The 25,515-nt window shown below is 71.5% G+C and carries 17 protein-coding genes and 1 tRNA gene; 13 read left to right on the top strand and 5 right to left on the bottom strand.

Translation table 11 applies throughout. The features are described from left to right. Window positions 1-35 precede the first annotated feature (35 nt). Together ABD169_RS00590 and ABD169_RS00585 are read left to right on the top strand one after the other, a co-directional pair. Window positions 36-2,435, top strand: a complete 2,400-nt coding sequence (locus ABD169_RS00590) for a YhgE/Pip family protein (RefSeq protein WP_344027943.1) — start codon at window positions 36-38, stop codon at window positions 2,433-2,435. Between the two features lie 127 nt (window positions 2,436-2,562). Next, entirely contained in the window at window positions 2,563-3,123 is a 561-nt protein-coding gene (locus ABD169_RS00585; protein WP_344027940.1) for a TetR/AcrR family transcriptional regulator, read from the top strand. 28 nt (window positions 3,124-3,151) lie between these two features. On the opposite strand, the gene ABD169_RS00580 is transcribed toward ABD169_RS00585, so the two are convergent. Continuing rightward, on the bottom strand, window positions 3,152-4,243 hold the full coding sequence (locus tag ABD169_RS00580; protein ID WP_344027937.1) for an alpha/beta hydrolase: 1,092 nt from the start codon (window positions 4,241-4,243) through the stop codon (window positions 3,152-3,154). Window positions 4,244-4,255: 12 nt separating this feature from the next. Beyond that, window positions 4,256-5,461, bottom strand: a complete 1,206-nt coding sequence (locus tag ABD169_RS00575) for a pyridoxal phosphate-dependent aminotransferase (protein ID WP_046455298.1) — start codon at window positions 5,459-5,461, stop codon at window positions 4,256-4,258. Between the two features lie 212 nt (window positions 5,462-5,673). Here ABD169_RS00575 and ABD169_RS00570 point away from each other — a divergent pair. From ABD169_RS00570 to ABD169_RS00520, 11 genes are all read left to right on the top strand, one after another. Further along, window positions 5,674-5,749, top strand: a tRNA-Trp gene (locus ABD169_RS00570). 55 nt (window positions 5,750-5,804) lie between these two features. Next, a complete protein-coding gene (secE, locus tag ABD169_RS00565; protein ID WP_344027933.1) occupies window positions 5,805-6,077 on the top strand; it encodes a preprotein translocase subunit SecE in 273 nt (90 codons plus the stop codon). A 49-nt stretch (window positions 6,078-6,126) separates the two neighbouring features. Continuing rightward, complete coding sequence (gene nusG / locus ABD169_RS00560; RefSeq protein WP_344027929.1) at window positions 6,127-6,942, top strand: transcription termination/antitermination protein NusG; 816 nt, start codon at window positions 6,127-6,129, stop codon at window positions 6,940-6,942. Between the two features lie 267 nt (window positions 6,943-7,209). After that, the gene (gene rplK, locus ABD169_RS00555) at window positions 7,210-7,641 is read left to right on the top strand and encodes a 50S ribosomal protein L11 (protein WP_046455296.1); all 432 of its coding nucleotides are present in this window, start codon (window positions 7,210-7,212) and stop codon (window positions 7,639-7,641) included. Window positions 7,642-7,652: 11 nt separating this feature from the next. Further along, window positions 7,653-8,342 carry a 50S ribosomal protein L1 gene (gene rplA / locus ABD169_RS00550; RefSeq protein WP_046455295.1) on the top strand — a complete coding sequence of 230 codons (690 nt, stop codon included), beginning with the start codon at window positions 7,653-7,655 and terminating at the stop codon, window positions 8,340-8,342. A gap of 173 nt (window positions 8,343-8,515) precedes the next feature. Then, window positions 8,516-9,652 (top strand): serine/threonine-protein kinase, encoded by a 1,137-nt coding sequence (locus tag ABD169_RS00545; RefSeq protein ID WP_344027923.1) that lies wholly within the window; start codon window positions 8,516-8,518, stop codon window positions 9,650-9,652. Then, complete coding sequence (locus ABD169_RS00540) at window positions 9,649-15,705, top strand: Ig-like domain-containing protein (RefSeq protein ID WP_344027919.1); 6,057 nt, start codon at window positions 9,649-9,651, stop codon at window positions 15,703-15,705. Before ABD169_RS00545 ends, ABD169_RS00540 begins: the two co-directional genes overlap by 4 nt. Before the next feature lie 39 nt (window positions 15,706-15,744). Further along, the gene (locus tag ABD169_RS00535) at window positions 15,745-16,737 is read left to right on the top strand and encodes an AAA family ATPase (RefSeq protein ID WP_344027916.1); all 993 of its coding nucleotides are present in this window, start codon (window positions 15,745-15,747) and stop codon (window positions 16,735-16,737) included. Beyond that, the gene (locus ABD169_RS00530) at window positions 16,734-18,086 is read left to right on the top strand and encodes a DUF58 domain-containing protein (protein WP_344027913.1); all 1,353 of its coding nucleotides are present in this window, start codon (window positions 16,734-16,736) and stop codon (window positions 18,084-18,086) included. Before ABD169_RS00535 ends, ABD169_RS00530 begins: the two co-directional genes overlap by 4 nt. Then, a complete protein-coding gene (locus tag ABD169_RS00525) occupies window positions 18,083-20,584 on the top strand; it encodes a TgpA N-terminal domain-containing protein (protein WP_344027910.1) in 2,502 nt (833 codons plus the stop codon). Before ABD169_RS00530 ends, ABD169_RS00525 begins: the two co-directional genes overlap by 4 nt. Next, on the top strand, window positions 20,581-21,432 hold the full coding sequence (locus tag ABD169_RS00520; RefSeq protein WP_344027907.1) for a hypothetical protein: 852 nt from the start codon (window positions 20,581-20,583) through the stop codon (window positions 21,430-21,432). Before ABD169_RS00525 ends, ABD169_RS00520 begins: the two co-directional genes overlap by 4 nt. Here the strand turns inward: ABD169_RS00520 and ABD169_RS00515 are convergent, their stop codons facing one another. Genes ABD169_RS00515 through eccD form a run of 3 tightly spaced genes read right to left on the bottom strand, consistent with a single transcriptional unit; the run spans window position 21,433 to window position 25,412 of the window. After that, window positions 21,433-22,722: a S8 family serine peptidase gene (locus ABD169_RS00515; protein ID WP_344027904.1), complete on the bottom strand. Its 1,290-nt coding sequence runs from the start codon at window positions 22,720-22,722 to the stop codon at window positions 21,433-21,435. A 9-nt stretch (window positions 22,723-22,731) separates the two neighbouring features. Continuing rightward, window positions 22,732-24,072: a type VII secretion protein EccB gene (gene eccB, locus ABD169_RS00510; protein WP_344027901.1), complete on the bottom strand. Its 1,341-nt coding sequence runs from the start codon at window positions 24,070-24,072 to the stop codon at window positions 22,732-22,734. 2 nt (window positions 24,073-24,074) lie between these two features. Continuing rightward, on the bottom strand, window positions 24,075-25,412 hold the full coding sequence (eccD, locus tag ABD169_RS00505; RefSeq protein WP_344027898.1) for a type VII secretion integral membrane protein EccD: 1,338 nt from the start codon (window positions 25,410-25,412) through the stop codon (window positions 24,075-24,077). Between the last annotated feature and the right edge of the window lie 103 nt (window positions 25,413-25,515).

Raw genomic sequence — 25,515 nt, 5'->3', positions numbered from 1 at the left:
ACCGACGAACGTCACCGATAGTCGAAAGAACCGCAATGTCACTCCTCACCCGCAGCACCGAGCTGAAGCGCTTCAAGCAGGGCACCCTGCCGAAGATCTCGCTCGTCGTGCTCCTCGTCATCCCGCTCATCTACGGCGCCCTGTACCTCTGGGCGTTCTGGGCGCCCACCGACAACATGAACAAGCTGCCCGTGGCGATCGTCAACCTCGACGAGTCCGCCGAGAAGCCCGACGGGTCGAAGCTCTCCGCTGGCCACGACGTCGTCGAGCAGCTGCAGGATCGCAAGGACCTCGACTGGAAGACGCTCGACGCGGACGAGGCGGCGACGGCGGTCTCGGACGGTGACGTCTACTTCTCGGTCACGATCCCGAAGGACTTCTCGAGCACGCTCGCCGGGCTCCAGGACGATCCGAAGGCCGGCGAGATCCAGGTCGTCTACAACGACAACAACTCGTTCCTCGCGTCGACGCTGGGCAAGCAGGCCATGGTGCAGCTGCGCGGCGCGGTCGCCGAGACGGCGACGCAAACCGCTGCCGAGCAGGTGCTCGTGGGCGTCGAGAAGCTGAGCGACGGCACTCGCACCGCGGCCGACGCCGCGGGCACGCTCGAGCAGGGCACTTCGGCGCTCGCGACGGGCAGCGGCAAGCTCAGCGTCGGTCTCGGCAAGCTCGCCGACGGCACGGCCGAGATCGCCGCGGGTGCCCCCGCGCTCGTCGACGGCACGCAGCAGCTCGCGAGCGGCGCCGGCGAGGCCCGCGACGGCAGCGCGAAGCTGAAGGCAGGTAGTGCGAAGGTCGCCGATGGCAGCTCGCAGCTCGCGGGCAAGAGCGGTGAACTTCGCGATGGGCTCGGGCAGCTGTCGAGCGGGGCCGGAACTCTCGCGACGAAGTCCACGGAGCTCGCGGCAGGAAGCTCGCAGCTCGCGGAAGGCGTCAAGACGCTCTCCGCCTCGAGCATCCAGCTCGCAGCAGGCCTGGCGCAGCTGTCGACCGGCACCGGCCAGCTCGCGGCAGGGACGCCCCAGCTGAGCGCCGGCGCAACTGAGATCTCCACGGGAGCGGAGGCGGTGAACTCGGGGGCTTCCCAGGTGGCGGCCGGTGTCGGGTCCATTGCCGAACTCGCCGCGGCCAACCCCACGATGACGCTCGCAGAACTCGACGCGGCGCTTCAGGCGCGTGGCGCCTCGCTGGCGGCACTCTCGACCGGGGCCGGGCAGGTACGGGACGGGGCCGCCTCCCTCTCATCCGGCGCCAAGACGCTCGCCGAGAACACGGCGACGCTAGACGGATCCGCGCGATCTATCGACGCTGCGGCGCGGAAGCTCTCGACCGGCGCAGGGGCACTCTCCGGTGGGATCGCGACGCTCGACAGCAAGTCCGGCGAGCTCGCAGGGGGAGCTGCGAAGCTCTCGGCCGGTGTCGGGACGCTCGCGCAGAAGTCCGGCTCCGCCTACGCAGGAAGCCAGGCCTTCGAGAACAAGCTCGGTGAGCTTTCGTCGGGAGCCGACCAGGTCGCGGAAGGGAGTTCGCAGCTCGCCGCCGGCACTCAGAAGCTCTCGGACGGCGCCGGGCAGCTGGCGTCGAAGACGCCCGAGCTCGCCGCCGGCGCGACGAAGCTCAACGACGGCGCGCAGGAGGCCAGCTCGAAGTCGAAGGACCTCGTGAAGGGCGCGACGAAGGTCGACGACGGCGCGGGCACCTTCGCGTCGAAGCTCAAGGACGGCGCCGCCGAGGCTCCGACCTTCGCCGAGGGGCAGACCGCGAAGATCTCCGAGACGATGGCCGCTCCGGTCAAGCTCGACGAGACGACCGAGAACGGCGTGCAGGGCTTCGGCGGCGGTTTCGCCCCGTTCTTCATCGCGCTCGCGTCCTTCGTCGGTGCGCTCATCACGTGGCTGATCCTGCGCCCGATGCCGCGCCGCCCGCTGGCGTCGAACGTCTCGGGTCTGCGTTCGGTGCTCACCGGCTTCGGCCCTGCGGCACTGATCGGCGTCGGCCAGGTGATCATCATGATGTCGGTGCTGGTGTTCGGGATCGGTCTGCGACCGGTGCACTGGATCGGCATGAGCCTGTTCATGCTGCTGACGACGTTCGCGTTCCTCGCGCTGCAGCAGATGTTCATCGCGGTGCTCGGTACGGCGACGGGCCGCGTGGTCAGCCTCGTGCTGCTCATGCTGATGCTCTCGTCGTCGGGCGGCACGTACCCGGTCGAGACGACGCCCGGATTCTTCCAGGTGCTGCACCCGTTCATGCCCGCGTCCTACGTGGTCGACGGTCTGCGGCAGCTGATCGGCGGCGGCATCGACGGTCGATTCTGGGGGGCGCTCCTGGTGATGCTCGCGGTGCTCATCGGTTCGCTCGCGATCAGTGCGGTCGCCGCGCGCCGGCAGAAGGTGTGGACGATCAAGCGTCTGCACCCCGAGCTCGCGATCTAGCGGGAGGGGTTGCGGCCCTCGCGCGGAGATCCGCACGAGATCGGAGATTCCACGGGAATCGGATCCGGGATCGTGCGGATCTCCGCACGGAGGCACGGCGGCACCCGCGGTAGGGGAGGATGGACGCATGGCACGCGTGAACACGAAGCAGCTCATCCGCGACGCGGCGGTGCGCGTGGCCGCCGAGCACGGCATCAGCGGCGCCTCGATGGATCAGATCGCGGAGGCGGCCGGGGTCGCGAAGGGCAGCCTGTACTACAACTTCGCGTCGAAGGACGCGATCTTCGAGGCTGTGATCCAGGGCGGGTTCGAGCACCTGGCGGAGGCCATCGACACCGCGCGCGTGGGTGTCGCCCCGGCGGATGCGCCGCGCGCGGTCGCGGGTGCCACGCTCGAGACGCTGCGCGGCAACCTGGACCTCGCGAAACTGATGGCCTCCGAGGTGTTCCGCACGGATCGGCCGTGGGCTTCGGCCATGGATCTGGCGAGGTCGTCCGTGGTGGTGCGGTTCCGCGATGTGCTGCGCGAGGCCCGCCGGGTCGCCGGGGATCCCACGGCGGACGAGGTGACCGAGATCGCGGGCGCGGCCTTCTTCGGCGCGCTCGCCGGCGCCTGCCTCGACTGGCTGCTGTTCCGGCAGGATCAGTCGATGGAGCAGGTACTCGACCAGGTGCTGCGCGCGCACTGATCCCGCGATCTGCGCCGCGCTTCGCGGCTCAGTGGGCCGCGGTGAGCCCGATGCGCGGGAACAGCACTGGGAACGCCTTCAGGAGCCCGGGTACGAGGGCGCCACTGTGGTCCGCGTCGGGGATCGCGAACCACGAGGTCTCGAACCCCGCGTCGCGGGCGATCTGCGCGGCGAGCTGCGTCTGCTCCGTGAACTGGGCGTCCTGATCGCCCGCCGTGAACACCGCGACGTGCCCGGCGTAGCCGCCGGTGTTCTCCGCCGCTTTCGTCGCGGGCTTCGCCGCCTCGTACGCGGCCTCGTCGCCGCGGAACACCTGCTGCAGCACCTGCTCGGGGAACTCCGTCCCCTGATAGGACTCGCCGGACAGGCTGACGACGTTGCCCCACAGCTCGGGGTGCGCGAGGCCCCAGTCCAGTGCGCAGCCGCCGCCGTTCGAGAAGCCTGCGATCGTCCAGGACGAGGCGTTCGAGAGGATCCGGAGGTGCGCCCGGGCCCAGCGCGGGATATCGGTGGTGAAGTACTCCTCGACGCCGCCGAAGGCGGCCGAGTCGACGCAGGCGGGGTTGTTGTCGATCGCGCCGAGCTGGTCGGCGACGATGACGATCGGAGCGAGGCCGTGGTGCTCCGCGGCGAGGCGATCCATGGCCTCGCTGATCGGTCCGGGATCCGGGGATCCGGGTTGCCCCATCATGAAGACGACGAGGGGCAGCGACGGCGGATCCCGCGTCAGCGCGGCGGGTGGCAGGTAGAGCGACGCGGAGCGAGCGGAGAAACCTGCGGTCGACGGGATCTGGAGCGCGCCGTTCAGGGGCACGACCGCGCCGTGCTTCGGCAGGTCGGCCGGGGCGCGCCAGGTCTCCGCGATCGGAGTCGAGGGATCGGGACCGGGCAGGGGAGCGGCGATGCGTACGGTCGCGCCCTGGGTCGTGGTGCCGGTCGCCCCGGCAGCCGGGGCGACCCGGGCGAGCGTCTCGTGCACCGCGAACACGGCGACCAGCAGCAGGAGCACGAGCAGCAGCGAGAGCAGGTGGCCCCGGCGCGACCGGAGGCCGTGCGCTGCGATCGGGACGCCGAAGGGCGGCAGGATCCGAGGATCCTGCCGCCCTTCGAGTCGACGCATGATGCGCTCGCGTCAGTTCGTGCCGAGCAGCTTCTGGATGCGCTGGACGCCCTCGAGCAGTGCATCGTCGCCGAGCGCGTAGCTGAAGCGGAGGAAGCCGGACGGGCCGAAGGCCTCGCCGGGGACCGCCGCGACCTCGGCCCGGTCGAGGATCAGGTCGGCCAGCTCGAGCGAGGTGGTCGGCGTGACGCCGTCGATCTCGCGCCCGAGCGCGCCCGCGACGTCGACGTAGGCGTAGAACGCGCCCTCGGGGGTCGGGGCGTGGAAGCCGTCGACCTTGTTGAGCTCGGCGATGATCGTCTTGCGGCGACGGTCGAAGGCCTGGCGCATCTGCTCGATCGGCTCCTGCGGGCCGTTCAGCGCCGCGATCGCCGCGCGTTGCGCGATGTTGTTGATGTTCGAGCTGAGGTGCGACTGCAGGTTCGCGGCACCCTTGATCACGTCCGCGGGGCCGAGCATCCAGCCGAGGCGCCAGCCGGTCATGGCGTAGGTCTTGGCGACGCCGTTCACGAGGATCGTGCGATCGGCGAGCGCCGGGACGGCCTCGACGATCGAGACGGCGCGCACGCCGTCGTAGGTGAGGTTCTGGTAGATCTCGTCCGAGATGACCCAGAGGCCGTTGGCGTCGGCCCACTCGCCGATCGCCTTCGTCTCCTCGGGGGAGTAGACGGCGCCGGTCGGGTTGGACGGGGAGACGAAGAGCAGCACCTTGGTGCGGTCGGTGCGCGCGGCCTCGAGCTGCTCGACGGTCACCTTGTAGCCCTGCTCGGAGCCCGCGAAGACCTCGACGGGCACACCGTCGGCGAGGCGGATGGCCTCGGGGTAGGTGGTCCAGTAGGGCGCGGGGAGCAGCACCTCGTCGCCCGGATCGAGCAGCGCCTGGAAGGACTCGTAGACGGCCTGCTTGCCGCCGTTCGTCACGATGATCTGCGATGCGGGGATCTCGAGTCCGGAGTCGCGGAGCGTCTTGGCTGCGATCGCCTCGCGCAGCTCGGGCAGGCCCGCGGCCGCGGTGTAGCGGAAGTTCTTCGGGTCGTCGAGCGCGGCACGGGCCGCGTCGACGATGTGCGCGGGAGTCGCGAAATCGGGTTCGCCCGCGGCGTAGCTGATGACGGGACGACCCGCGGCCTGGAGGGCTTTCGCCTTCGCGTCGACCTTGAGCGTTGCGGACTCGGCGATGGCGCCGATCTTCTTTGAAAGACGGGAGATGTGGCTCACGTATCCATCCTACGGCGGAGGGTGCGGTCCGTTCGCATGCGTTCGCTGGGAGAGCCGGATCCGGGCCTCCGATCGGTGCGCGGCGCGCCCGGGATGACGGGGCCGCGTTCGACATCCGGGCGGTGATCCCGTAGACTCATCAGCGGTAGTTGACTTCTGCCAGAATTTCCTATGCCCGAAGGGGTCGGAAATTCGGCGGATAAGCACTCCATAGGGCGGTGGCGCAATTGGTAGCGCAGCGGTCTCCAAAACCGCAGGTTGCAGGTTCGAGTCCTGTCCGCCCTGCCACACCTCGTCGCATCGCGGTCGCGAAAGCGACGGGGCGATGAAAGGACGGGAATCCGTGAGCAGCAGTGAAATCGAAGAGTCCGGTGGCGGCCTCGTCGAGCGCGCCAAGGCCGACAGTGCCAAGCGCGGCTGGTTCGGTCGGATTCTCCTGTTCTTCCGGCAGGTCGTCGCCGAGCTGAAGAAGGTCGTCACGCCGACCCGCAAGGAGCTCATCAACTACACCCTCGTGGTGATCGGCTTCGTCGTCGTGATGATGGCGCTCGTCTGGGTCCTCGACCTGGCGGCGGGTGCGGCCACCCTGTTCATCTTCGGAACTCCGCTCAACTAGCGCTCCGATCCCAGAGATTTCGTTTTTCGCGAGAGAGCAAGAAAGTCAGATGACGACCGAGAACAACACCCCCGAGTCCGACCTCGACGCTGCCCTCGACGCGCTGGCCCGCTCCGCCGACCCCGAGGCGGACGCCGTGGTCGAGGACGCGCTCGAGATCGACCAGCCGGCCGAGGCCGATGCCGCGGCGACCGCTATCGCCGAGTCCACCGCGGACGGCGAGGCCGCTGCGGACGCCGAGGCGGATGCCGAGGACCCCTACGCCGCGTTCAAGCGCGAGCTGCGGGTCAAGCCGGGCAAGTGGTACGTCGTGCACAGCTACGCGGGCTACGAGCGCAAGGTCAAGTCGAACCTCTGGAACCGCCGCGAGACCATGGGCGCCGTCGACGACATCTTCGAGATCCAGGTCCCCATGGAAGAGGTCATGGAGGTCAAGAACGGTCAGCGCAAGATGGTGACCCGCGTGCGGATCCCCGGCTACGTGCTGGTCCGTATGCACCTCAACGAGAACTCCTGGTCCGTCGTGCGTCACACCCCGGGCGTGACCGGCTTCGTCGGCAACGCGCACAACCCCGTGCCGCTGCGCTTCAAGGAAGCCTTCGAGATGCTCAAGAGCACCGTCGAGCTCGAGCCGGTCGCGACCGCCAAGGGCAAGGCCGCGGCCACCGCCGCCGCGCAGGGCAACGTCGAGATCGACTTCGAGGTCGGCGAGACCATCACGATCAAGTCGGGCTCCTTCGAGGGCCTGCCCGGCACGATCAGCGAGATCAACCCGGCGAGCGGCAAGCTCACCGTGCTCGTCTCCCTGTTCGAGCGCGAGACTCCGGTCGAGCTCAGCTTCGACCAGGTCACCAAGATGGTCTGACCCTCGAGGTCTGCATTCGCCGAACGCCCCGCTGCTCCCGAGCAGCGGGGCGTTCGCGTTTGGGGGCGGCCCGCTGGTGGACTGCGTCCGACCGCCGCGACCTCGCTCGCACCCCCGATCCCTGCTACACTGTTGTGGTTTGCGTCCGCGTGATCCTGCTTCCCGAAGCAGCGAGCGCCGATGCGAACCGCGCACCGCGTTCCGGAACGGCCGGAAGTCGCGGGAGAGCACGTGCGGAAGCGCGCGCGTTCGAGGAAAGGAAACATCATGGCAAAGGCCAAGAAGGTTACCGGTCTGATCAAGCTTCAGATCGCAGCCGGCGCCGCCAACCCCGCACCCCCCGTGGGTCCTGCGCTGGGTCAGCACGGCGTCAACATCATGGAATTCTGCAAGGCCTACAACGCGGCCACGGAATCCCAGCGGGGCAACATCGTCCCCGTCGAGATCACCGTCTACGAGGACCGTTCGTTCACGTTCGTCCTGAAGACCCCGCCGGCCGCCGAGCTCCTGAAGAAGGCAGCCGGCGTGCAGAAGGGTTCGGGCACCCCGCACACCGTCAAGGTCGCGAAGGTCACCGCCGAGCAGGTTCGTCAGATCGCCGAGCAGAAGCAGGCCGATCTCAACGCGAACGACATCGACGCGGCTTCGAAGATCATCGCGGGCACCGCTCGCTCCATGGGCATCACGGTCGAAGGCTAAGGGGTACGGAAATGGCACAGAAGTCCAAGGCGTACCGCGCCGCTGCCGAGAAGATCGAAGCAGGCAAGTTCTACTCTCCCGCCGAGGCCGTGGCCCTGGCGAAGGAGACCGGTTCCACCAAGACCGACTCGACCGTCGAGGTCGCCGTCAAGCTCGGTGTGGATCCCCGCAAGGCGGACCAGATGGTCCGCGGCACCGTCAGCCTGCCCCACGGCACCGGCAAGACGGCGCGCGTCATCGTGTTCGCGACCGGCCCCGCGGCTGAGGCGGCTCTCGCTGCCGGTGCCGACGAGGTCGGCGGCGACGAGCTGATCGAGAAGGTGGCCGCAGGCTACACCGACTTCGACTCGGCCGTCTCGACCCCCGAGCTCATGGGCAAGGTCGGTCGTCTGGGTAAGGTGCTCGGCCCCCGCGGTCTGATGCCGAACCCCAAGACCGGCACCGTCACCCCGAACGCGGCTCAGGCCGTGACCGACATCAAGGGCGGCAAGATCGAGTTCCGCGTCGACAAGCACGCCAACGTGCACTTCATCGTCGGCAAGGCCTCGTTCTCGGCCGAGCAGCTGAACGACAACATCGCTTCGGTGCTCGAGGAGATCGTGCGTCTGAAGCCGGCGTCGTCGAAGGGCAAGTACCTGATCAAGGGTGCCGTCTCGACCACGTTCGGCCCGGGCATCCCGCTCGACGTCAACAACATCTGATCGAGGCGCGTCCGCAGGACGTGCGATCGGAACCGGAGGCCCCGGCAGTTTCGACTGCCGGGGCCTCCGGCTTTTCCACAGATTCCCGGCAGGCGCTGCCGGACTTCCGGTACCGTTTAGTATGAGTTGATGATGTCTCGCATTCCCCCCTGCGGTCACGGACGGTGGCTGTCGTGAGCGCGCGCGCATCGATCAACGCACCGGCGATTCCGGGCTTCAGCTACGTGCGTCCGCTGGGCGCCGGCGGATTCGCGCAGGTGTTCCTCTACGAGCAGGACATGCCTCGCCGCCTGGTCGCGATCAAGGTGCTGAACGGGTCGGTCGCGGGCGACGGCGCCGGTGCCGAGCTGCGGGCGACGTTCGAGAGCGAGGCGGACGTGATGGCCCGCCTCAGCAGCCACCCCTCGGTGGTGTCGATCTACGAGGCGAGCATCTCGCTCGAAGGGCACCCCTATCTTGCGATGGAGTTCTGCCCGGGGTCTCTCGGACAGCTGACCAAGGGCAAGCCGGCGCGGCTCGTCGACGTGCTCGACGCCGGAGTGCGCATCGCCGGGGCGCTCGAGACGGCGCACCGCTCCGGGGTTCTGCATCGCGACATCAAACCGTCCAATGTGCTGCTCACGACGCTGGGCAAGCCCGCCCTGTCCGACTTCGGTATCGCGCACGTGCTGGGTGGTCGGCAGGCGGAGGGCGAGCTCGCGATGTCGATCCCGTGGTCCGCACCCGAGGTCGTGCAGCTCGAGAGCAGCGGCAGCGTGTCGACGGAGGTGTGGTCGCTGGGCGCGACCCTGTACTCGTTCGCCTCGGGGCGCTCGCCGTTCGAGCTCGCGGATCGTGCGCAGAACACGCGTGCGAAGCTGTCGGAGCGGATCGCCAAAGCGGTCTACCAAGGGATCCCGGGGGCGCAGGGCTACGAGCACTTCGACGAGGTCATCGCGCGTGCGCTGCGGCGGCTGCCGCACGAGCGCTACGCGTCGATGGCCGAGTTCGGCGAGGCGCTGCAGGCGCTGCAGCGCGCCTACGGCTTCGACGTGACGCCCCTCGAAGTGACTTCCGATGCCTGGGTGCCGCGGGCCGAACCGGTCGAGGCCGGCACCCGCGGCCCCGTGGTGACCTCGGTCGGCCGTGCGACCCGCGCCGAGGCCCGTGCCGAGATGCTCGCGCAGAAGCGCGGCACCGATGACGACGGCCTGCTGCTCGACCGGCCCGCTTCGCCCCTGCGCGCCGGGCTGATCGGTGCCGGGGCCGCGCTCGCCGGTGTCGCCGCGATCGCGGTCGTGGTGTGGGCGCTGACCGGCGGTGGCGGATGACCTCGGCGGGTTCGGGCGAGCGGCGCGGTCCCCGTCGACTGCAGTGGTGGATCGCCGGCGGCGTCGTGACCGCGTTGGTCGCGACGGTCGCCGTGATCGCGAGCGGATACGACGCGAGGCAGACTCCGCGTGAGGAACCGGGGGTCTGGGTCGCGCGCGAATCGGGCCAGTACGCCCGGGTGAACACCGATACCGGGGAGCTCGATCTCGTCCGCAAGGTCTCGGACCCGAGCGGGATCATCCAGAGCGGCGGTCGCGGCGCCGTGCTCTCGAACGGAAACGGCAGGGCCTGGAGCCTCGACCCCTCCAACCCGGTCGACCTCGACGTCAAGCCCGCGACGAGCGGCGGGGAGCAGCCCCCGAAGTCGGCGCAGCCGGCCTCGAACCAGTCCGCGCAGTCACAGGATTCCGCGGAGTCGGTGCGCATGCCCGAGGGCACTCGCGACATCGTGAGCGCCGGTCGCTTCGTTGCGATCCGCACCGAGTCCGGGGCCGTCTACGCGGGCGAGCTCGCGCCGTCCGAAGCGGATGGGCTCGGTGCGAACGCCGCAGCCGTGAGCACTGCGGACACCGCGGATCTGGAACGGCGATTGTCGTCGCTGGTTCGCGTCGATCCTTCCGGTGAGGGGCAGAAGAAGCCTTCCGCCGGAGCGGACGCGGGCTATCGCGCCGCGGCGATCACGCTCACCTCGGCGGGCGTGATCGGCGCATACTCCAGCTCCGACGGCTCGGTGCTCAGATTCGACATCGCCGCCGGCGAACCCGTCGGCCGCGCGGACCCGGTGCCCGATGCGGCGGGGAAGCTCCAGTCCCCGCAGCTCGCGCTTCTCGGCGACGACTGGGTGCTGCTCGACGGCGAGAGCGGGCGACTGTGGCGCTCGGGCGGCGGCGAGACCACGGTGAAGCTCGAGGGTTCCGGCGTGCTGCAGGGCAGCCTCGATCCCGAGCAACGGAAGCGGGTCTCGGCCGGCGAACGCCGGAGCGGCCAGGACGCCGCGGTCGATGCGGTGCTCATCGCCGACACCGGCGGACTCCTCGCGGTGTCCTCCGGGGGCACGGCGAAGCGCGTGCTGCAGGCGAACGGTGCGCCGGCGCAGCCGACGGCGGTCGAGGGCGCGGTCTACGCGGCCTGGCTGGGGCAGCGCGCGGGCACGCTGTGGAACTCGAACGAGGGCGACAAACCGCTGGCGTTCGACGACGCCGCCCGCGAATCCGGCGACCTCCAGCCGACCATCCGGAGCAACGGCTCCCGGGCCGTGCTCAACGAGATGCGCACGGGCATGCTCTGGACGCTGCCCGACGGCAAGCGGATCCCGCTCTCCCAGTGGAGCATCTCGGATCCGCCCAAGCAGGATCGCGGCTCGGTCGTCGTGACCGACGTGACCGATCAGCAACCCCCGACCGCGGTGAACGACACCTTCGGGGTGCGAGCCGGCGCATCGGCGCCGCTCCCGGTCCTGCTCAACGACTTCGATCCCAACAAGCGCGATGTGCTGACGATCGTGCCGGACTCCCTCGGCGCGAGCAGCCTGCCGAAGCCGTTCGGTTCGCTCGAGCTGATGCCCGACGGGCAGTCCCTCATGGTCCGCGTCGCCGCGAAGGCGAGCGGAACCGCGACGTTCACCTACCGAGTGACCGACGGCGCGCTGACCTCGAACCCGGCGACGGTGACCTTGCGCGTCGCTCCCGAGGCCGAGAACACCGCGCCGGCGTGGTGCCCGGTCGATGGCTGCCGACGCGAGTGGCGTGTGCCTCCGCTCGCCCCCGGCGGCACGCTCGTCGCCCCGCTGCTCGACGGCTGGGTCGATCCCGAGGGCGACGTGATGACTCTCACGAGCGTCGAGCCGCTGCGCAAGGAGGATCCGCTGCGCGCTATGGTGACCGCGGACGGGCGTCTCGCGCTGCGGCACACCGACCCCAACGCCGGGGCGGCCGAGATGACGCTCCGGGTCACCGTCACCGACAGCCGCGGCAAGCAGACCCGCAGGAACCTGGGCGTTTCGGTGCAGCCGGGTGCGGCGGCCGAGTTCACCGCGTCGGCGACGACGGTGCGGGTGGGCCAGACCATGACCGTGCGGCCGCTCGAGCGGGTGGCGGGCGGTTCGGGCAGCTTCGCGCTGCTGGACGCGACCTCGCCGAGCCCCAATCTGCGCGTCACCCCGCACACGTCGAACGGCACGATCGATCTGCAGGCCTCGCAGGCCGGCAGCACGACCGTCTCGGTGATGGTCCGCGATACGGCCACCGGGACCGAGGTCACGGGCCAGCTCCGCGTCACGGCGACCCCGGCCGGTCCGCCGCTCGCGCTTCCCGAACTGCGCGCGTTCGTGCGTCCTCTCACCGACACGACCGTCGAGATCCTCGACGCGATCCCCGGGGCCGGGTCCCGCTCGCTCGCGGTGCAGAGCGCGAAGTCGGGCGGTGGAGAGCTCCAGGCCTCCGTGATCGACCACTCCAAGGTGCACGTGTCCGGAAGCACCCCGGACGGAGCGCCCGGCCGTATCGGCGCTGTCGATGTCACGGTGGCCGAGGGCGGCACGACCGCGACGGGCAAGCTGACCGTGTTCCAGGTCGCGGCGAACGCACCCTCGGGGGTGATCGCCGTCGCGGATACCGCGACCGTTCGCGCCGGTTCGGTGGTCGATATCCGCGTGCTCGACAACGATGTGGCCGCTCCGGGTGAGCGCCTGGTCCTGCAGCCCGAGATCGTCGGCTCGGGAACCAAGGGCGAGCTCGCCTTCGCCTCGGGCAACGTGCTCCGCTACCTCGCGCCCAAGAAGCCCGGCACGTACCGGCTCAGCTACACCGCGTACGGGGCGAGCGATCCGACCTCCGGCGACGTCGGCGCCGTGATCGTGACCGTGCTGCCGACCGGAGCGAACCGGGATCCGCAGCCGGCGGCGCTCACCGCGCGAGTCGCAGCGGAGGCCACGGCCCAGGTCGCGGTCCCGCTCTCGGGCGTCGACCCCGACGGCGACCGGGTGCGCCTCACCGGTGTGCAGACCGAAGAGGGATCCGGCATCGTGGCGGCCCTGAACGACACGGGCACCGGGATCGAGGTGTCCGCCGCGGCCGGAGCCAAGTCGGGCACGAAGCAGCTCAAGTACACCGTCGTCGATCCGTCGGGCGCCCGCGGCACCGGCAAGCTCGGCGTCGTCGTGCTGCCCGAGCAGGAAGCCGCGGGAATCGTCGCGACGACGGATTCGCTCCGTGTGGGCCCGGGCGGCGATGCGGTCGTTCTGAGCCCGCTCGACAACGATGTCGATCAGTCGGGCGGCACGCTCGAACTCACCTCCGTGACCCCGAATCTTCCCGGTGGGAAGACGAACCCCGCGTACCGGGCGCTCGCCGGGCGCCTCGACCTGTCCGAGATGAAGCAGGGCCGGGTCTCGATCGAGCCCGGCCGCGAGCTCGGCACCGACTCGTTCCGCTACACGGTCCGCTCGACCAAGACCAAGAGCACGGCGGACGGACTGATCGTCGTGCAGACCTCCGAGCACGTCGGAGCGCAGGCGCCCGCGGTGAGCGACACCGTGCTCAACGTCCGCGACCGGGCCGATCTCGCATCGAAGGGCGTCGACGTGCTCACCGGCAAGACCCGCTGGGCCACGGGCGACGTGTCGAAGCTGAAGCTCTCGATCTGGGGGAGCGGGGACGCCGACTACCGGGTGAAGGGCTCCCGGATCCTCGGGCAGTACCGCGCGGAGGGCGACACCGTGGTGTTCAAGCTCAGCGGAGCGGACGCCTCGGGCAAGCAGGTCGCGACCTACGGCCTGCTCGTGATCCTGCCGCTCGACGAGCTGCCGCTGACGCTGAAGCCCGGCCTGAAGCCGCTCACCGTCGACGAGAACCAGCAGACCGAGGTCGATGTGACGGACCTCGTCGACGTCGGACCGAGCGATCGGGTCGAGCTGCGCAAGGGCTCCTTCGTGGTCGGACGCGCGCAGGCGAGCTGCCAGGCGGTCTCGGGCGACCGGCTCCGGTACTCGGCCGGCGGAGAGGCTCCGTGGACCGACAGCTGCCTCATCGATGCCCGACTGGTCGGTCAGGACCGCTGGACCGCGCTTCCGGTTCCGGTCGTGATCGTGCCCAAGCAGCCGGTGGCGCAGGCGCAGGCGCTCACCCGCACCGTCGATCCCGGCGCGACGCAGACCATCTCGCTCACCGACATGGTGACCTGGGAGGGCGGGCGCAAGGGTGACACGGGCAAGCTGAGCTTCGCGGAGTCGGGCGGCACCTCGCTGTTCGAGGTGCAGCAGAACGGCAGCTCGCTACGGGTGACGGCGCGCGCGGACGCGGTACCCGGCACGCAGGAGACGGTGTCTATCGCCGTCAGCGGGGCGGGCGACTCGCGAGCCCCGCTGACCCTGCAGGTCGGCCAGGCCCCGCGCGACCTGCCGCGCGGCGGCACCGTCGCGCTGCAGTGCACCGTGGGCAGCTCCTGCCAGGCGCAGCTCGTCGGCGTCGCCGGCGAGCACGACCCGTTCGCGGGCAAGACGGGAGGCGGCCTCAAGCTCGCCTCGGTGAACGGCGACTCCTGCACCTTCGGTTCCTTCTCGCGGGTGGGCGACTCGGGCATCTCGGTGTCCTGGCCGAACGCGCGCGGCATCGGCGGCACCTGCCGGGTCGGGTTCACCGTGCGCGATGCGCAGGGACGCACCGGCGAGGGCACGGTCGAGTTCGATGCGCAGGGGCTGCCGGGCACGCCCAGCATCCAGCAGACCGGGTACACGGCGAGCAGCGCGAGCTTCACCGTGACGCTCGGCTCGCAGCAGGCGCACCCGGCGGTCACGAGCGTGACCCTCTCGGGCGGCGGATCGGGATCCTGCGCCGCGGTCGGACCCGCGACCTACCAGTGCACGGCCGGCGACCTGAGCAACGGCCAGAAGCACCAGTTCACCGCGCAGGCGGTCAACGCGGTCGGATCCTCGCAGGCCTCGACCGCCGTGACGGCGTGGGCGTACAGCCCGCCCAAGACTCCGACCGTGACGGTGACTCCGATCCCGAACCCGCAGAGTACGGACCAGGGGAGTGGCGCGGTACGCGTCACGGTGAAGGGATCGAGCGACACCGGTCAGTTCTCCCTGCAGCGAGAAGGCACCGACCTCGGCAAACTCGACGGTCCGACAGCGACCAAGGATTTCTCCGGGCTGAGCGTCGGAACGGCCACGTTCACCGCAATCCCGATCACCCGATTCGAAGTGCCCAACATCGGCGGCGGCAGCGGCAGCGGGGAAGCGGGGAGCGGAACCGGCGCGGTGATCGGTGCTCCGCGCCTCACCGGCGTCACTCTGACGAGCACTTCAGCGAGCAGCGCTTCCGCGACGACAGCGCTCGCTCCGAAGGACCTCCCGCATGCCGACGAGAAGGTGAGCGTCCGATACGCCATCGGCCGAATGACCGAATCCCTCGATTGCTGGTCGAGTTCGAACGATACCGGGAAGTTCACCGACCTCGTGCGCTACCGGTTCTACAAGGTAGCGGCGTGCGCCTCGAGCGACTTCGGACGGAGCGGTCCGGTGGTGTCCAGCGTGGTGCGCGTCGGCGAGGATCCGCCATCGCCCCGGGGTCAGCGCACCTACGTCGTCGCGAGGGATGCCGCGGTGAACGCTGAGGGCACGGCAGCGAACTATCTCGAGGCGGCCCCGTCGCTGACGCCGCGGGGCGATAACGGCACGATCCAGTACCGGATCAACGGCACCATCACCACCGCGTTCGAGCTGAGCGGCGATGCGATCCCCGTCGCCGAGGTGCGCGAGTGCGCCGACGTCAACGACGCCGAGACCTGCTCCGCCTGGGAGATCCTCAGCGGGGTCAACGCGCCGACCCGGGTGTCGGTGAGCGCGATCCAGGGCGCGTGCTACAAGATCTCGGCGCCCCAGACCGACCTGAAAACGCTGTTCGACATCTCGGCGGCGGCCCGCGACTCCGCGAACGTCACGCTGGTGGCCCCGCCCGCCGCCGATGCCACCACCGCGCAGATGAAGATCTCGTGGACCGGCGACTTCTCCGGGCTCAGATCGACGACCCTCAACGTCTGCACCACCCCGTAGTCTCGATTCACCCCACCTCTCCCCAGCAGAAGGCCCAGCATGAACACGCAGCCCCAGACCGACTCGACGGCGATCTCACCCGAGCAGGCCCAGTGGGTCGCGCGCATGTTCTCGACCACGGCGGACGCGATCGAGCAGTCGATCCACGGCAAGCGCCGTGTGGTCGAGCTGGTGATCGCCTGCGTGCTCGCAGGAGGCCACGTGCTGCTCGAGGATGTGCCGGGGACGGGCAAGACGGCGCTCGCCCGCGCGCTCGGCGAAGTCATCCAGGGCTCGTCCTCGCGCGTGCAGTTCACCCCTGACCTGCTGCCGAGCGACATCACCGGCATGTCGGTCTTCGACCAGCGCGCGGGCGCCTTCGAGTTCCATCCGGGCCCGATCTTCGCGAACGTCGTGCTGGCCGACGAGATCAACCGCGCCAGCCCGAAGACCCAGTCGGCGCTGCTCGAAGTGATGGAGGAGGGCCGGGTTACGGTCGACCGCACCTCGCACGACGTCGGCACCCCGTTCCTCGTCATCGCGACCCAGAACCCGGTCGAGCAGGCGGGCACCTACCGGCTGCCCGAGGCCCAGCTCGACCGGTTCATGGTGAAGACCTCCATCGGCTACCCCGACCAGGCGGCGATGACCCGGATCCTGCAGGGCGACCGCTCGCATCAGCAGCCCCTCTCCCCGGTCGTCACGACGGGCATGGTGACCCAGGCGCAGGACCTGATCAACCGCGTGTACGTCAGCCCGCTCGTCGCCGAGTACGCGGTGCGCCTCGTCGAGGCCACCCGTCGCGCGAACGAGGTGCGTCTCGGCGCGAGCGTGCGCGGTGCGCTGTCGCTCGTGCGTCTCGCCTCAGCCTGGGCGGCCGCGAGCGGTCGGCACTTCGTCACTCCCGACGACGTCCGCGACCTCGCGATGCCGGTACTGACGCACCGCCTCGTGCTCGAGCCCGAGGCCGAGTTCGACGGGGTGACGGCGGCGCAGGTGCTCGGCCAGATCCTGCTCGACGTCGCCGCACCCCAGGAGAACGGCTCGGTGTGAGACAGAACACCTCACGCGCCCCGATCTCCGACACCGGCACGGCGACCCGGGGCAGCACCAGCACGCGCTTCGGCGACACCCAGCGCTCGACGGGATACCTCGGCGCGGGGCGCCGTCGCGCGCGCCGCTGGTGGCGCCGCAACCGACGTCGCATGCGTCGCACGGCCGAGACCATCACGCCGACCGGCTACTTCGTGCTGGGTGCCGCGATCCTCTCGCTCGTGCTCGCCGCGACCCTCGGCTGGATCGAGGCCTGGTTCGTCGCCGCGGTCTTCGGCGTCCTGCTGCTGCTCGGCCTCCCGTTCCTGCTGGGATCCCGCGCCTACCTGATCCGCATCGCCGTCGACCGCACCCGGGTGACCGCGGGCGGGCGGGTACGCCTCGGCATCGAGGTCGAGAACGCGGGTGCCCGGCCTGCGCTCCCCGCGACCGCGGAACTGCCCGTCGGGGAGGCACTGCGGGAGATCGCGATCCCGTTCATCGGGCCGCACGGCGAGACGGCGATCCCCGTGGAGATCGCGACGACCGCGCGCGGAGTCATCGGCGTCGGGCCGCTGAAGCTCGCCCGCCGCGACCCGCTCGGGCTCGTGCGCCGCGAGATCACCTGGCGCGACCGCCACCTCATCCACGTCCACCCGCGCACGGTGCTGCTCCCGCCGGGGTCCGTCGGACTCGTGCGCGACCTCGAGGGGGCGTCGAGCCGCCGGCTCACCGACTCCGACCTCTCGTTCCACGCCGTCCGCGAATACGTGCACGGCGATGCGCTCCGGCACGTGCACTGGAAGTCGACCGCGAAGACCGGCACCCTGATGGTGCGGCAGTACGAGGAGTCCCAGACCGCGCGGGCCGCGATCCTCTTCGACGCCGACCGCACCTCCTACAGCGACGACGAGGAGTTCGAGCTCGGCGTCAGCGCGGCGGCCTCCCTCGGTCTGCTCGCGGTGCGCGAGGGCCGCGAACGCTTCATCGCCTCCCAGTGGGCCCCCGGCCGGATCCGCCCGAGCATCGACGGGCTCGAAGAACTGCCCGCGCAGACGCCGACCCAGCTGCTCGACGCCTGGGCGGAGCTCGAAGCCGCCGAGGAACCGCTGCCGATCGAGCGCCTGGCGCGCCACCTCGCCGAGTCGCGGCGTCCGCTCTCGATCGTGATGCTCGTCACCGGTTCGGTTCCCGACCCGTCGCGCCTGCGCCGCGCGGCCGCCGCGTTCGCCGAGGACGTCGACGTGCTCGTGGTGCGCTGCGAACGGCTCGCCGACCCCGCGGCCCGACTGTTCGATGCCGGGACCATGTTCACCGTCGGCGCGCTCGACGACCTGCCGCAGCTCATGGTGCGCGGAGGCTTCGCGTGAGCGGGGAAGCGCGGTCCGCCTCGCGGCGACGCGCACGACGTGCCAACGCGTCGAGACGGCCGTCCGCGGCGATCTCGCTCGGCGCGCTGCTGCTGAGCGCAGCCGCTGCCGCGCTCGGGGCTGCCTCGGCGATGCCGATCTACCGGACCCCGCAGGTCTGGCTGGTGGCGGGGGTCGGCTGGGCGCTCGCCTCCGGGATCGTGTGGTGCGGACGCCGGTGGGGCTGGGGCCTCATGACCCCGGTGGCGCTGATCGTCGCGTTCGTCGCGGCCGTCGTGCCGCTCGCCGTCCCCGGCGCCTTGTCCACCGGTCCCGCCGGCTGGGTGCGCGGGCTGAGCGACGGTCTCGCCTCGGTCGCGCTCGGCTGGAAGCAACTGCTCACCCTGACGCTGCCCGTCGGCAGCTACCAGGCGGTGCTCGTCCCGCTGCTCGTCGTCACGATGGTCACCACCGGGGCGATCGTCGCGCTCGCGCTCTCCGGGCGCCGCACGGCCCCGTTCGCGGCGCTGCCCGTCCTCGTGCCCGTCCTCTTCGGCGTCGTGTTCGGCGCCTCTCAGGTGAGCGCTCCCCTCGGCCTCGGACCGCTGCGGATCCAGGCGCCGAAGGAGCTCGCCCTGTGGGCCGGGGCCTGCGTGATCGGTGCGGTCTGGGTCGCGTGGTCGTCCGGCATCGAACGCCGTGCTGCGCTCAGGCTGGGCCGCCTCGGCCAACCTGCGGAGCGCTCCGGCGGGGTGCGGCGCAACACCGCGATGCGCGCGCTCAGCGCCGCGGTGATCGCGGTCGTCGCGCTCGGGGCGGGGGCGCTGATCGCGCCGGCCGTCGGCGCGGACCGCACGGTGCCGCGCGACAGCATCGACCCGCAGCTCGTCGTACGTCAGCAGACCAGCCCCCTCGCCTCCTACCGGTCGGCGAAGCGGGACGACGAGTTCGAACGGACCCTGTTCACCGTGTCCGGGAACGGGACGCTGCCGACCCGGCTGCGCATGGCCGTGCTCGACGATTACGACGGGGTCGACTTCTTCGTGGACCCGGGCGGGGACGGTCGGTTCACCCGGTTCCCGAGCGGCGACCCCATCGCGGAACCGGCCGAGGTTCGGATCCGGATCGACGGCTACCGGGGGATCTGGCTGCCGGTCGCGCCACCGCTCGCCGAACCGCCCGCCTTCCTCGGGCCGCGGGCATCCGAGCTGAGCGACAGCTTCTACATCAACCGCGGCAGCTGGGCCGCGATCGCGGTGCCCGGTGGCAGCGGTCTGCGCGCGGGCGACGAGTACTCGGCCCGGATGAGCACCGCCGGCGACGTCAAGCCCGCCGAGCGTCCCGCGGACGCGAAGCCGCTCATCGACCTCGAACGCACGCCGCAGCTGAAGCGCTGGCTCGACGAGCAGCGACTCCCCGCCGACCGCGACGGACTCCTCGAGGCCATCGACCGGCTGCGCCAGCGCGGCTACCTCAGCCACTCGCTCACCGACGGCGAGGGCGAACGGAACTGGATCGCCGCGCTCGCGCCGCAGTACGGCACGCGCTTCGTGCCGAGCGCCGGCGGGCATTCGATCGCCCGGATCGAGCAGCTCTTCCAACAGCTGAACGAACAGCAGGCGGCCGCGGGCGAGACGAGCGACGAGCGCGCGCTCGTCTCGGGCATCGGCGACGACGAGCAGTTCTCGGCCGCAGCCGCGCTCATCGCCCGCGCCATGGGCTACGACTCCCGGGTCGTGCTCGGGGTGCGGCTCGGCGGCGAACGGGCCGGAGTACCCGGAGTCCCGGCGTGCGCCGAGACCTGCACCGGCGAGAACCTCGCCGCGTGGATCGAGGTGCGCGGCGACGGCGGCGACTGGGCCCCGATCGACGCGAGCCCGCAGGTCGCGATGCCGCCGGTCACACTCGACCGCGGCGAGCAGCTCCCCGAGTTCCCGACGGTGCCCGAGGACCGCAATGCGACGGTCGCGGACCCGCCGAGCGGATCGAGCAGCGACTCCACCGATCCCGTGCCCGATCCGCAGCGCAGCAGCTTCGCGGCGCTCTGGCCGATCCTGAAGGGCGTGGGGCTCTCAGCGCTGGCACTGGCGCTGCTCGCCCTGCCACTGCTCTTCGTCCCCGTCGCGAAGCGGCTGCGCGTCCGCCGCAGGCGGCAGACCGCCGCCCCCGAGGTGCGCGCGCTCGGCGCCTGGGACGAACTCGTCGACGGGTACGCCGACAGCGGCGCCGCACCCCGATCCCGGGGGAGCCGTCGCGACATCGCCGAAGAGCTCGGGGTGCCCGGCGGTGACTGGGCCGCCTGGACCGTGGACCGCGCGGTCTACGCCCGCGAGGGCATCGGCGACGCGGAGGCCGAGCAGGTCTGGGCCGTGGTCGACGAGGCCCTGCTCGAACGGCGCCAGCGCATCGGGTTCTGGGGGCGGACGCGCGCGCGGTTCTCGCTGCGCTCGCTGCTGCCCGAATCGCGTCGCGCACGGGCCCGGCGCTCACGACGACCGCGCGGAAGGAACCGACGATGACGGAAGAACGCGCAGGAGCCGGAACCGGCCCCGGCCCGAGCGGACTCGGCCCGGGCGCCGGCCAGAACGGCGAGGATGAGCTCGACGCGACCGTGGTCGCGCCGCGCGCCCGCATCGCGGCGGAGGCCGCGGGACCCGCCGCAGCATCGGCAGAACCCGCAGAACCCGCAGAACCCGCGGCGCCGGCAGAACCCGCAGCGCCGGCAGAACCCGCAGCGCCGGTGGCGCCGTCAGCGCCGGACGACGCGACGATCGTGGTGGCTCGCCCGCCGCGGAGCGCGCAACCCGATGCGACGCGCGACGAGGATGGGACGATCGTCGTCGCGCGGCCCCCGCGATCCGATCAGACGCCTCAACCGGATCAGGCGCCGCAACCGGATCCGACGTCGCGGTCCGCGCCGATCGGGGAGGACTCGGGGCGGTCGACCCGCAGCGGCACGGCGAACCCGGCACCGCCCATCGAGGAGCCGTCCGCGGGGCAGCTGCCGGCCGACGTCGTCGCGCGCATGTTCAAGTCGCCGCTCGACGCGAAGCTGCGGATCCCCGACGCGCCGACCCCGCCCGAGGAGCACACCCTGCCGCGGCGGGGCGTCGCCCCGGGCATCCCGGTCCTGAGCCCGGTGCGGAGCCTCGGCGAGGCGGACGCGAGCCAGGGCGGCACCCTCTCGGAGCGTTTCGGTCCGCCGCCGGCCTCGGTGCCGGAACCGCTCTCGGCCGAGCGTGACGGGCTGCGCTCGACCGCTCGCGCGAACCGGCGCTTCGGGCTCGGCACGATCATCGGGCTCGGCGTCGCGGTCGTCGTCTCGGTGCTCGGCCTCTGGGGGGTCGCGGTCCTCGCCTTCGGCTAGTCAGGCCGCGGTGCCGCCGTCCCGCCGTCCCGTGCCCGGGCGGCGCCGGGTCCGTGCGGCCAGCGCGAACACGGCGATGAGGCCTCCGGCGCCGAGGACGAGCGCCGCGACGAAGGTGATGTCGTCGGCGCGCGTCTCGTGGGCGGTGACCCGGGTGGACACGGAGGCGCGTGCCGCACCGCTGGTGTCAGCGAACGGACTGACCGGGCCCCGGGTGCTGCTGCTCGGCCGCAGACCGAGGGCCGCGGCCGGTCGGATCGTGCCCCACCCGATCCGGTCATCGCGCGCGTCGGGGTCGGGACGATCCGCCGTCGCCTCGAGCCGGTAGGCCCACTGCTGCGGGGTCTCCTTCGGGTAAGCCTGGGCGACGAGGGCCGCAGCACCTGCCGCATAGGCCGTCGCGAAGCTCGACGATGGGGCATCCGGCGCGTAGCGGCAGTCCCCGCCCCCGTTCGAAGTGGTGAGCACGTTCTGGCCCGGGGCCGCGACGTCGATGTGCGGTCCGTGGATCGACGAGGACGTCGCGAGGCCGGTGGGGCCCACCGCCGTCACGGCGAGCGCATCGGGATAGGCCGCCGGGAATCGGGGCGAATCCTCGGTCTGCTTGGTCGTGTCGCGGTTGCCCGCGCTCGCGACGACCAGCGCGCCGCGCGACGTCGCGTAGTTCGTCGCGTCGCGCAGCGCGGGGGTGTCGACGTCGTCGCTGAGCGCGACGGTGATCACGCGCGCGCCGCGGTCGGTGGCCTTCCGGATCGCCTCGGCGATCCGTCCGGCATCAGGTCCGAGGCCCTTGTCGATGCTCTGCTGGCTGTCGTCCCGGAACACGCGCAGCGAGATGATCCGTGCGTCGGGCGCGATGCCGACCACGCCGGAGGTGGGGCTGGGGCGCGCCGCGATGATCCCGGCGAGCGCCGTGCCGTGGCCCTGGGAATCTCCGAGCCCGTCGGAGCGCTCGCCGTCCGAGATCAGCGAGTCGCTGCGGCCGGGGACGAGGGCCTTCGCGAGCTGCGGGCGGGAGGCGTCGACCCCGGAGTCGACGATCGCGACGGTGATGCCGGCGCCCGTGTACCGTCGCCCGTCGGCCGGGAGCCCCATCTCGGCGAACGCCACGGGCGGCCCGGGCAGACGCGCCATGACCCCGACGGCGCACTCGTCCGCCGCCGACGCCGGAGCGGGTGCCAGCGGGGACAGCGCCGCCAGCGGGGCGGCGGGTCCCGTGAGCGCGGTGCCGAGGATCGGCAGCGCGACGAGCGCGGCGGCGATCCTCAGACGGGTCTGCTTCCGGTCCACGCCGCGGTCCTACTTGCCCTCCGGCGTCGCGCCGGCAGCCTCGGGCGTGAGCGCCGGTCCCGCCTGCAGCAGCTGGAGCCACGGCGCGGGGAGCACGTCGACATCGGTGCTGCGGTAGCCGAGCCGGGCGGCGCCGGTCTTCACGGATCCCGGGATCGCGTACGCGGTGCCGCTGCCGTCGACGAGGGTCAGCGTACCGGCCGAACCGCCGCGCACGAGCGCTCCGCCGTCCTTCGCCACGGTGACCTCGGTGCTGCCTGCCGCCGCGTCAGAGGAGGCGGTGCGCGATCCGCCGGCCGCGGCGAGGACCGTGCGCTGATCGCCGCGCTCGCCCGCGAGCGTGGCGCAGGGCGCCGAGACGCCGGCGAGCGGCACGAGGCCGTCCTCCGGCCAGCCCTCGGGCGCGACCGGATCTGCCGTCGGCAGCGGTGCGATCTGGGCCGGGCTCAGTTCGACGGGTTCCCCGAGCGAGCCACCGCCGGGCGCGGTTCCGAGGCCCAAGCGGTAGAGCCGATACGCCAGCGGGCTGAGCGGGGCGAGCTTCCCGTCGCCGGTGAGCAGGTACTGCTTGGCTTCACTGGTTCCGGCGGAGTGGATCACGGATCCCGCGGGCAGGCCGACGCCGGCGACCGTGCCGCCGCCCGCGCGCACGATGGGGGAGAGGTCGTCGCCCTTCGCGAAGAGGGCCAGCCATTCGCCGCGCACCGGGACGGGGGTCGCGGTATCCAAGCCGATGGCGCGGAGCACGGCGGTGCGGTGCTCCGCCGGAACGAGGAGGCTGGTGCCTTCGGTGACCACGTAGGTCTTGCCGTCGGCCTCGACGACGATGCCCTCCGAATCGCGGGCGGCGGTCCGCGACTGGCCGCCGACGCGCACCTCGGTGGCCTCCTCCGTCGAGCAGGCGCGCCAGCCCGTCCCGTCGAGGGCGCTCGCCTTCGGAAGCGTGTCGGGTGCGCCGAGGATCCCGAGCGTCCCGCCGATGGGGATCCCGTCGAGGGACTGCTGCTTGACGCTGATGATGGCGAACTCGTTCGCGGGGATCAGCATGCGCGCGCTGACCGTGTTGATCACGGGGTGCAGGGTGCCGTCGACGCTGACGTAGCGCGCACCGGTGTCGCTCGCCACGATCAGGCGGTTGTTCTGCCAGCCGCTCGGGAGCGATGGTTGTTTGAGGCCGATGAACACCCCGGCGAGGATCACCATGGCCGTGAGCGCGATGCCCGCGAACACCGCGCGCAGCGGCTTGGCGGGTTCGAGCTCCTTGCCGCCGGGGGCGCCGCCGACGAACGCCGAGAGCAGTCGCGCCTTGCTGAAGCTCTGCGCCTCGAGCAGGTCCTTCTTGGTCGCCATGCCTACGCGAGCCCAGCGGTGAGGGCACCGAGCGGGAGCAGCAGCGCCAGCAGGATCACCTCGACGGTGTCGCCGAGCGCGGTGAGGCGCATGCGGACCCGGGTGCTGAGCAGGGTCAGCCCGGTGACGATGCCCGTCGCGACCAGCAGCGCGATCAGCAGCAGGGGCGCCTGCTCGCGCTGGTCGAGGATCGCCGCGAGCCCGCCGACGGCGAGGATCGCGGTCCCGCCGGCGAGGAGGACGATGACGGAGGCGCGGCGTGCGGACTGGCGGGACTGGAACATCAGCACGGTCCCGCACGTCAGCACGAGGATCGTGCCGATCCAGCCCGAGCCCGAGACGAGGGGTGCGGCGATCAGGACGGAGAGGGCGAAGGCGACGCGCAGGGCCACGAGCAGCCGGTGCCCGGCGTCGACCCGGGCGGCGACGCGCTCGGGATCGATGGGCTGCGGCGGGTCGAACATCTCGAGCTCCGTCGTCGGCGAGATGACCCGGATCCGGGTGCTGCTGAGCGTCAGCCAGGGCAGTGCGCCCGCGAGCAGCCCTGCGCACGCCACCATCACGGCGTAGGGGCCGGTTGGGTCGACCCCGGTGAGGCCGACGATCCCCGCAGGCAGGCCGACCGCGATGCCGAGCGCGATCGGGAGCGCGAGGATCTCGGCCGGTTTCGCCGCGAGCAGGAACGCCGCGCCGCCGCCGACGATGCACCCGAGTCCGGCCGCCGCGAGCGGGAACCCCCAGAGGGATCCGCCCGGGACCAGGAGGTATCCGGTGAGGCCGGCGAATCCCGCTGCGGCGATCCCGAACGCCAGCCCGGCTTCCGGCTGGGCCAGCCGGCCGAGCGCGGCCGTGAGGGCGAGCAGGACGATCGTGCCCGTTCCGGCGATGATCGCGGGCAGGAGCGAGCCCGCGGGCTGCAGGGCGAGCATGATCGCGCTGAGGCCGACGAGGGTGAGGCTGATCGCGACGGCCGTGCGGGCCGCGTCCTCGGGGCGCCAGGCGGCGTGATGCGCGGAGGTCGCGTCGACCACCGCCTCGACCACGTCGTCGTAGCGCCGCGGTACCGCGACGAGCTGGCCCCGGGTCAGGGTCAGGATCTCGCCCTGGTCGATGCCCTGCGCGATCGCGCCGCGGGTCGGATCGAGCTCCGTGCCGTCCGAGCGGGTGAGCCGGTAGCCGCCGTGCAGCAGCGTGGCGTCGAGCACGCCGAGGCCGCGGGCGACGCCGGGGAGCACTTCGAGCAGGGGGAGGCGCCCGGGCACGGCCAGGTCGATACGGCGCTCGGCGTGAACGACCGAGAGCCGCACGACGGCACTCGGGTCGACTGCCTCAACGCTCACGCGTACCTCCTGTGTGATGTCGACACGAAATCGGCTGCTCCGCGCGCAAGTATCCTAACCCGGTTTCTCGGGCCGGATGGCGGGGCGGGATCCGGTTCCGGCA

Source organism: Leucobacter iarius, assembly GCF_039530105.1.
GTDB lineage: Bacteria > Actinomycetota > Actinomycetes > Actinomycetales > Microbacteriaceae > Leucobacter > Leucobacter iarius.
This window is presented reverse-complemented; position numbering and strand designations above follow the sequence as displayed.

What these genes read in the sequence shown, in the direction of transcription:
- eccB (WP_344027901.1), bottom strand. Translation starts at nt 24,072, where the DNA reads ATGGCGACCAAGAAGGACCTGCTCGAGGCGCAGAGCTTCAGCAAGGCG.
- nusG (WP_344027929.1), top strand. Translation starts at nt 6,127, where the DNA reads ATGACGACCGAGAACAACACCCCCGAGTCCGACCTCGACGCTGCCCTC.
- rplK (WP_046455296.1), top strand. Translation starts at nt 7,210, where the DNA reads ATGGCAAAGGCCAAGAAGGTTACCGGTCTGATCAAGCTTCAGATCGCA.
- rplA (WP_046455295.1), top strand. Translation starts at nt 7,653, where the DNA reads ATGGCACAGAAGTCCAAGGCGTACCGCGCCGCTGCCGAGAAGATCGAA.
- ABD169_RS00590 (WP_344027943.1), top strand. Translation starts at nt 36, where the DNA reads ATGTCACTCCTCACCCGCAGCACCGAGCTGAAGCGCTTCAAGCAGGGC.
- ABD169_RS00585 (WP_344027940.1), top strand. Translation starts at nt 2,563, where the DNA reads ATGGCACGCGTGAACACGAAGCAGCTCATCCGCGACGCGGCGGTGCGC.
- ABD169_RS00580 (WP_344027937.1), bottom strand. Translation starts at nt 4,243, where the DNA reads ATGCGTCGACTCGAAGGGCGGCAGGATCCTCGGATCCTGCCGCCCTTC.
- ABD169_RS00540 (WP_344027919.1), top strand. Translation starts at nt 9,649, where the DNA reads ATGACCTCGGCGGGTTCGGGCGAGCGGCGCGGTCCCCGTCGACTGCAG.
- ABD169_RS00520 (WP_344027907.1), top strand. Translation starts at nt 20,581, where the DNA reads ATGACGGAAGAACGCGCAGGAGCCGGAACCGGCCCCGGCCCGAGCGGA.
- ABD169_RS00535 (WP_344027916.1), top strand. Translation starts at nt 15,745, where the DNA reads ATGAACACGCAGCCCCAGACCGACTCGACGGCGATCTCACCCGAGCAG.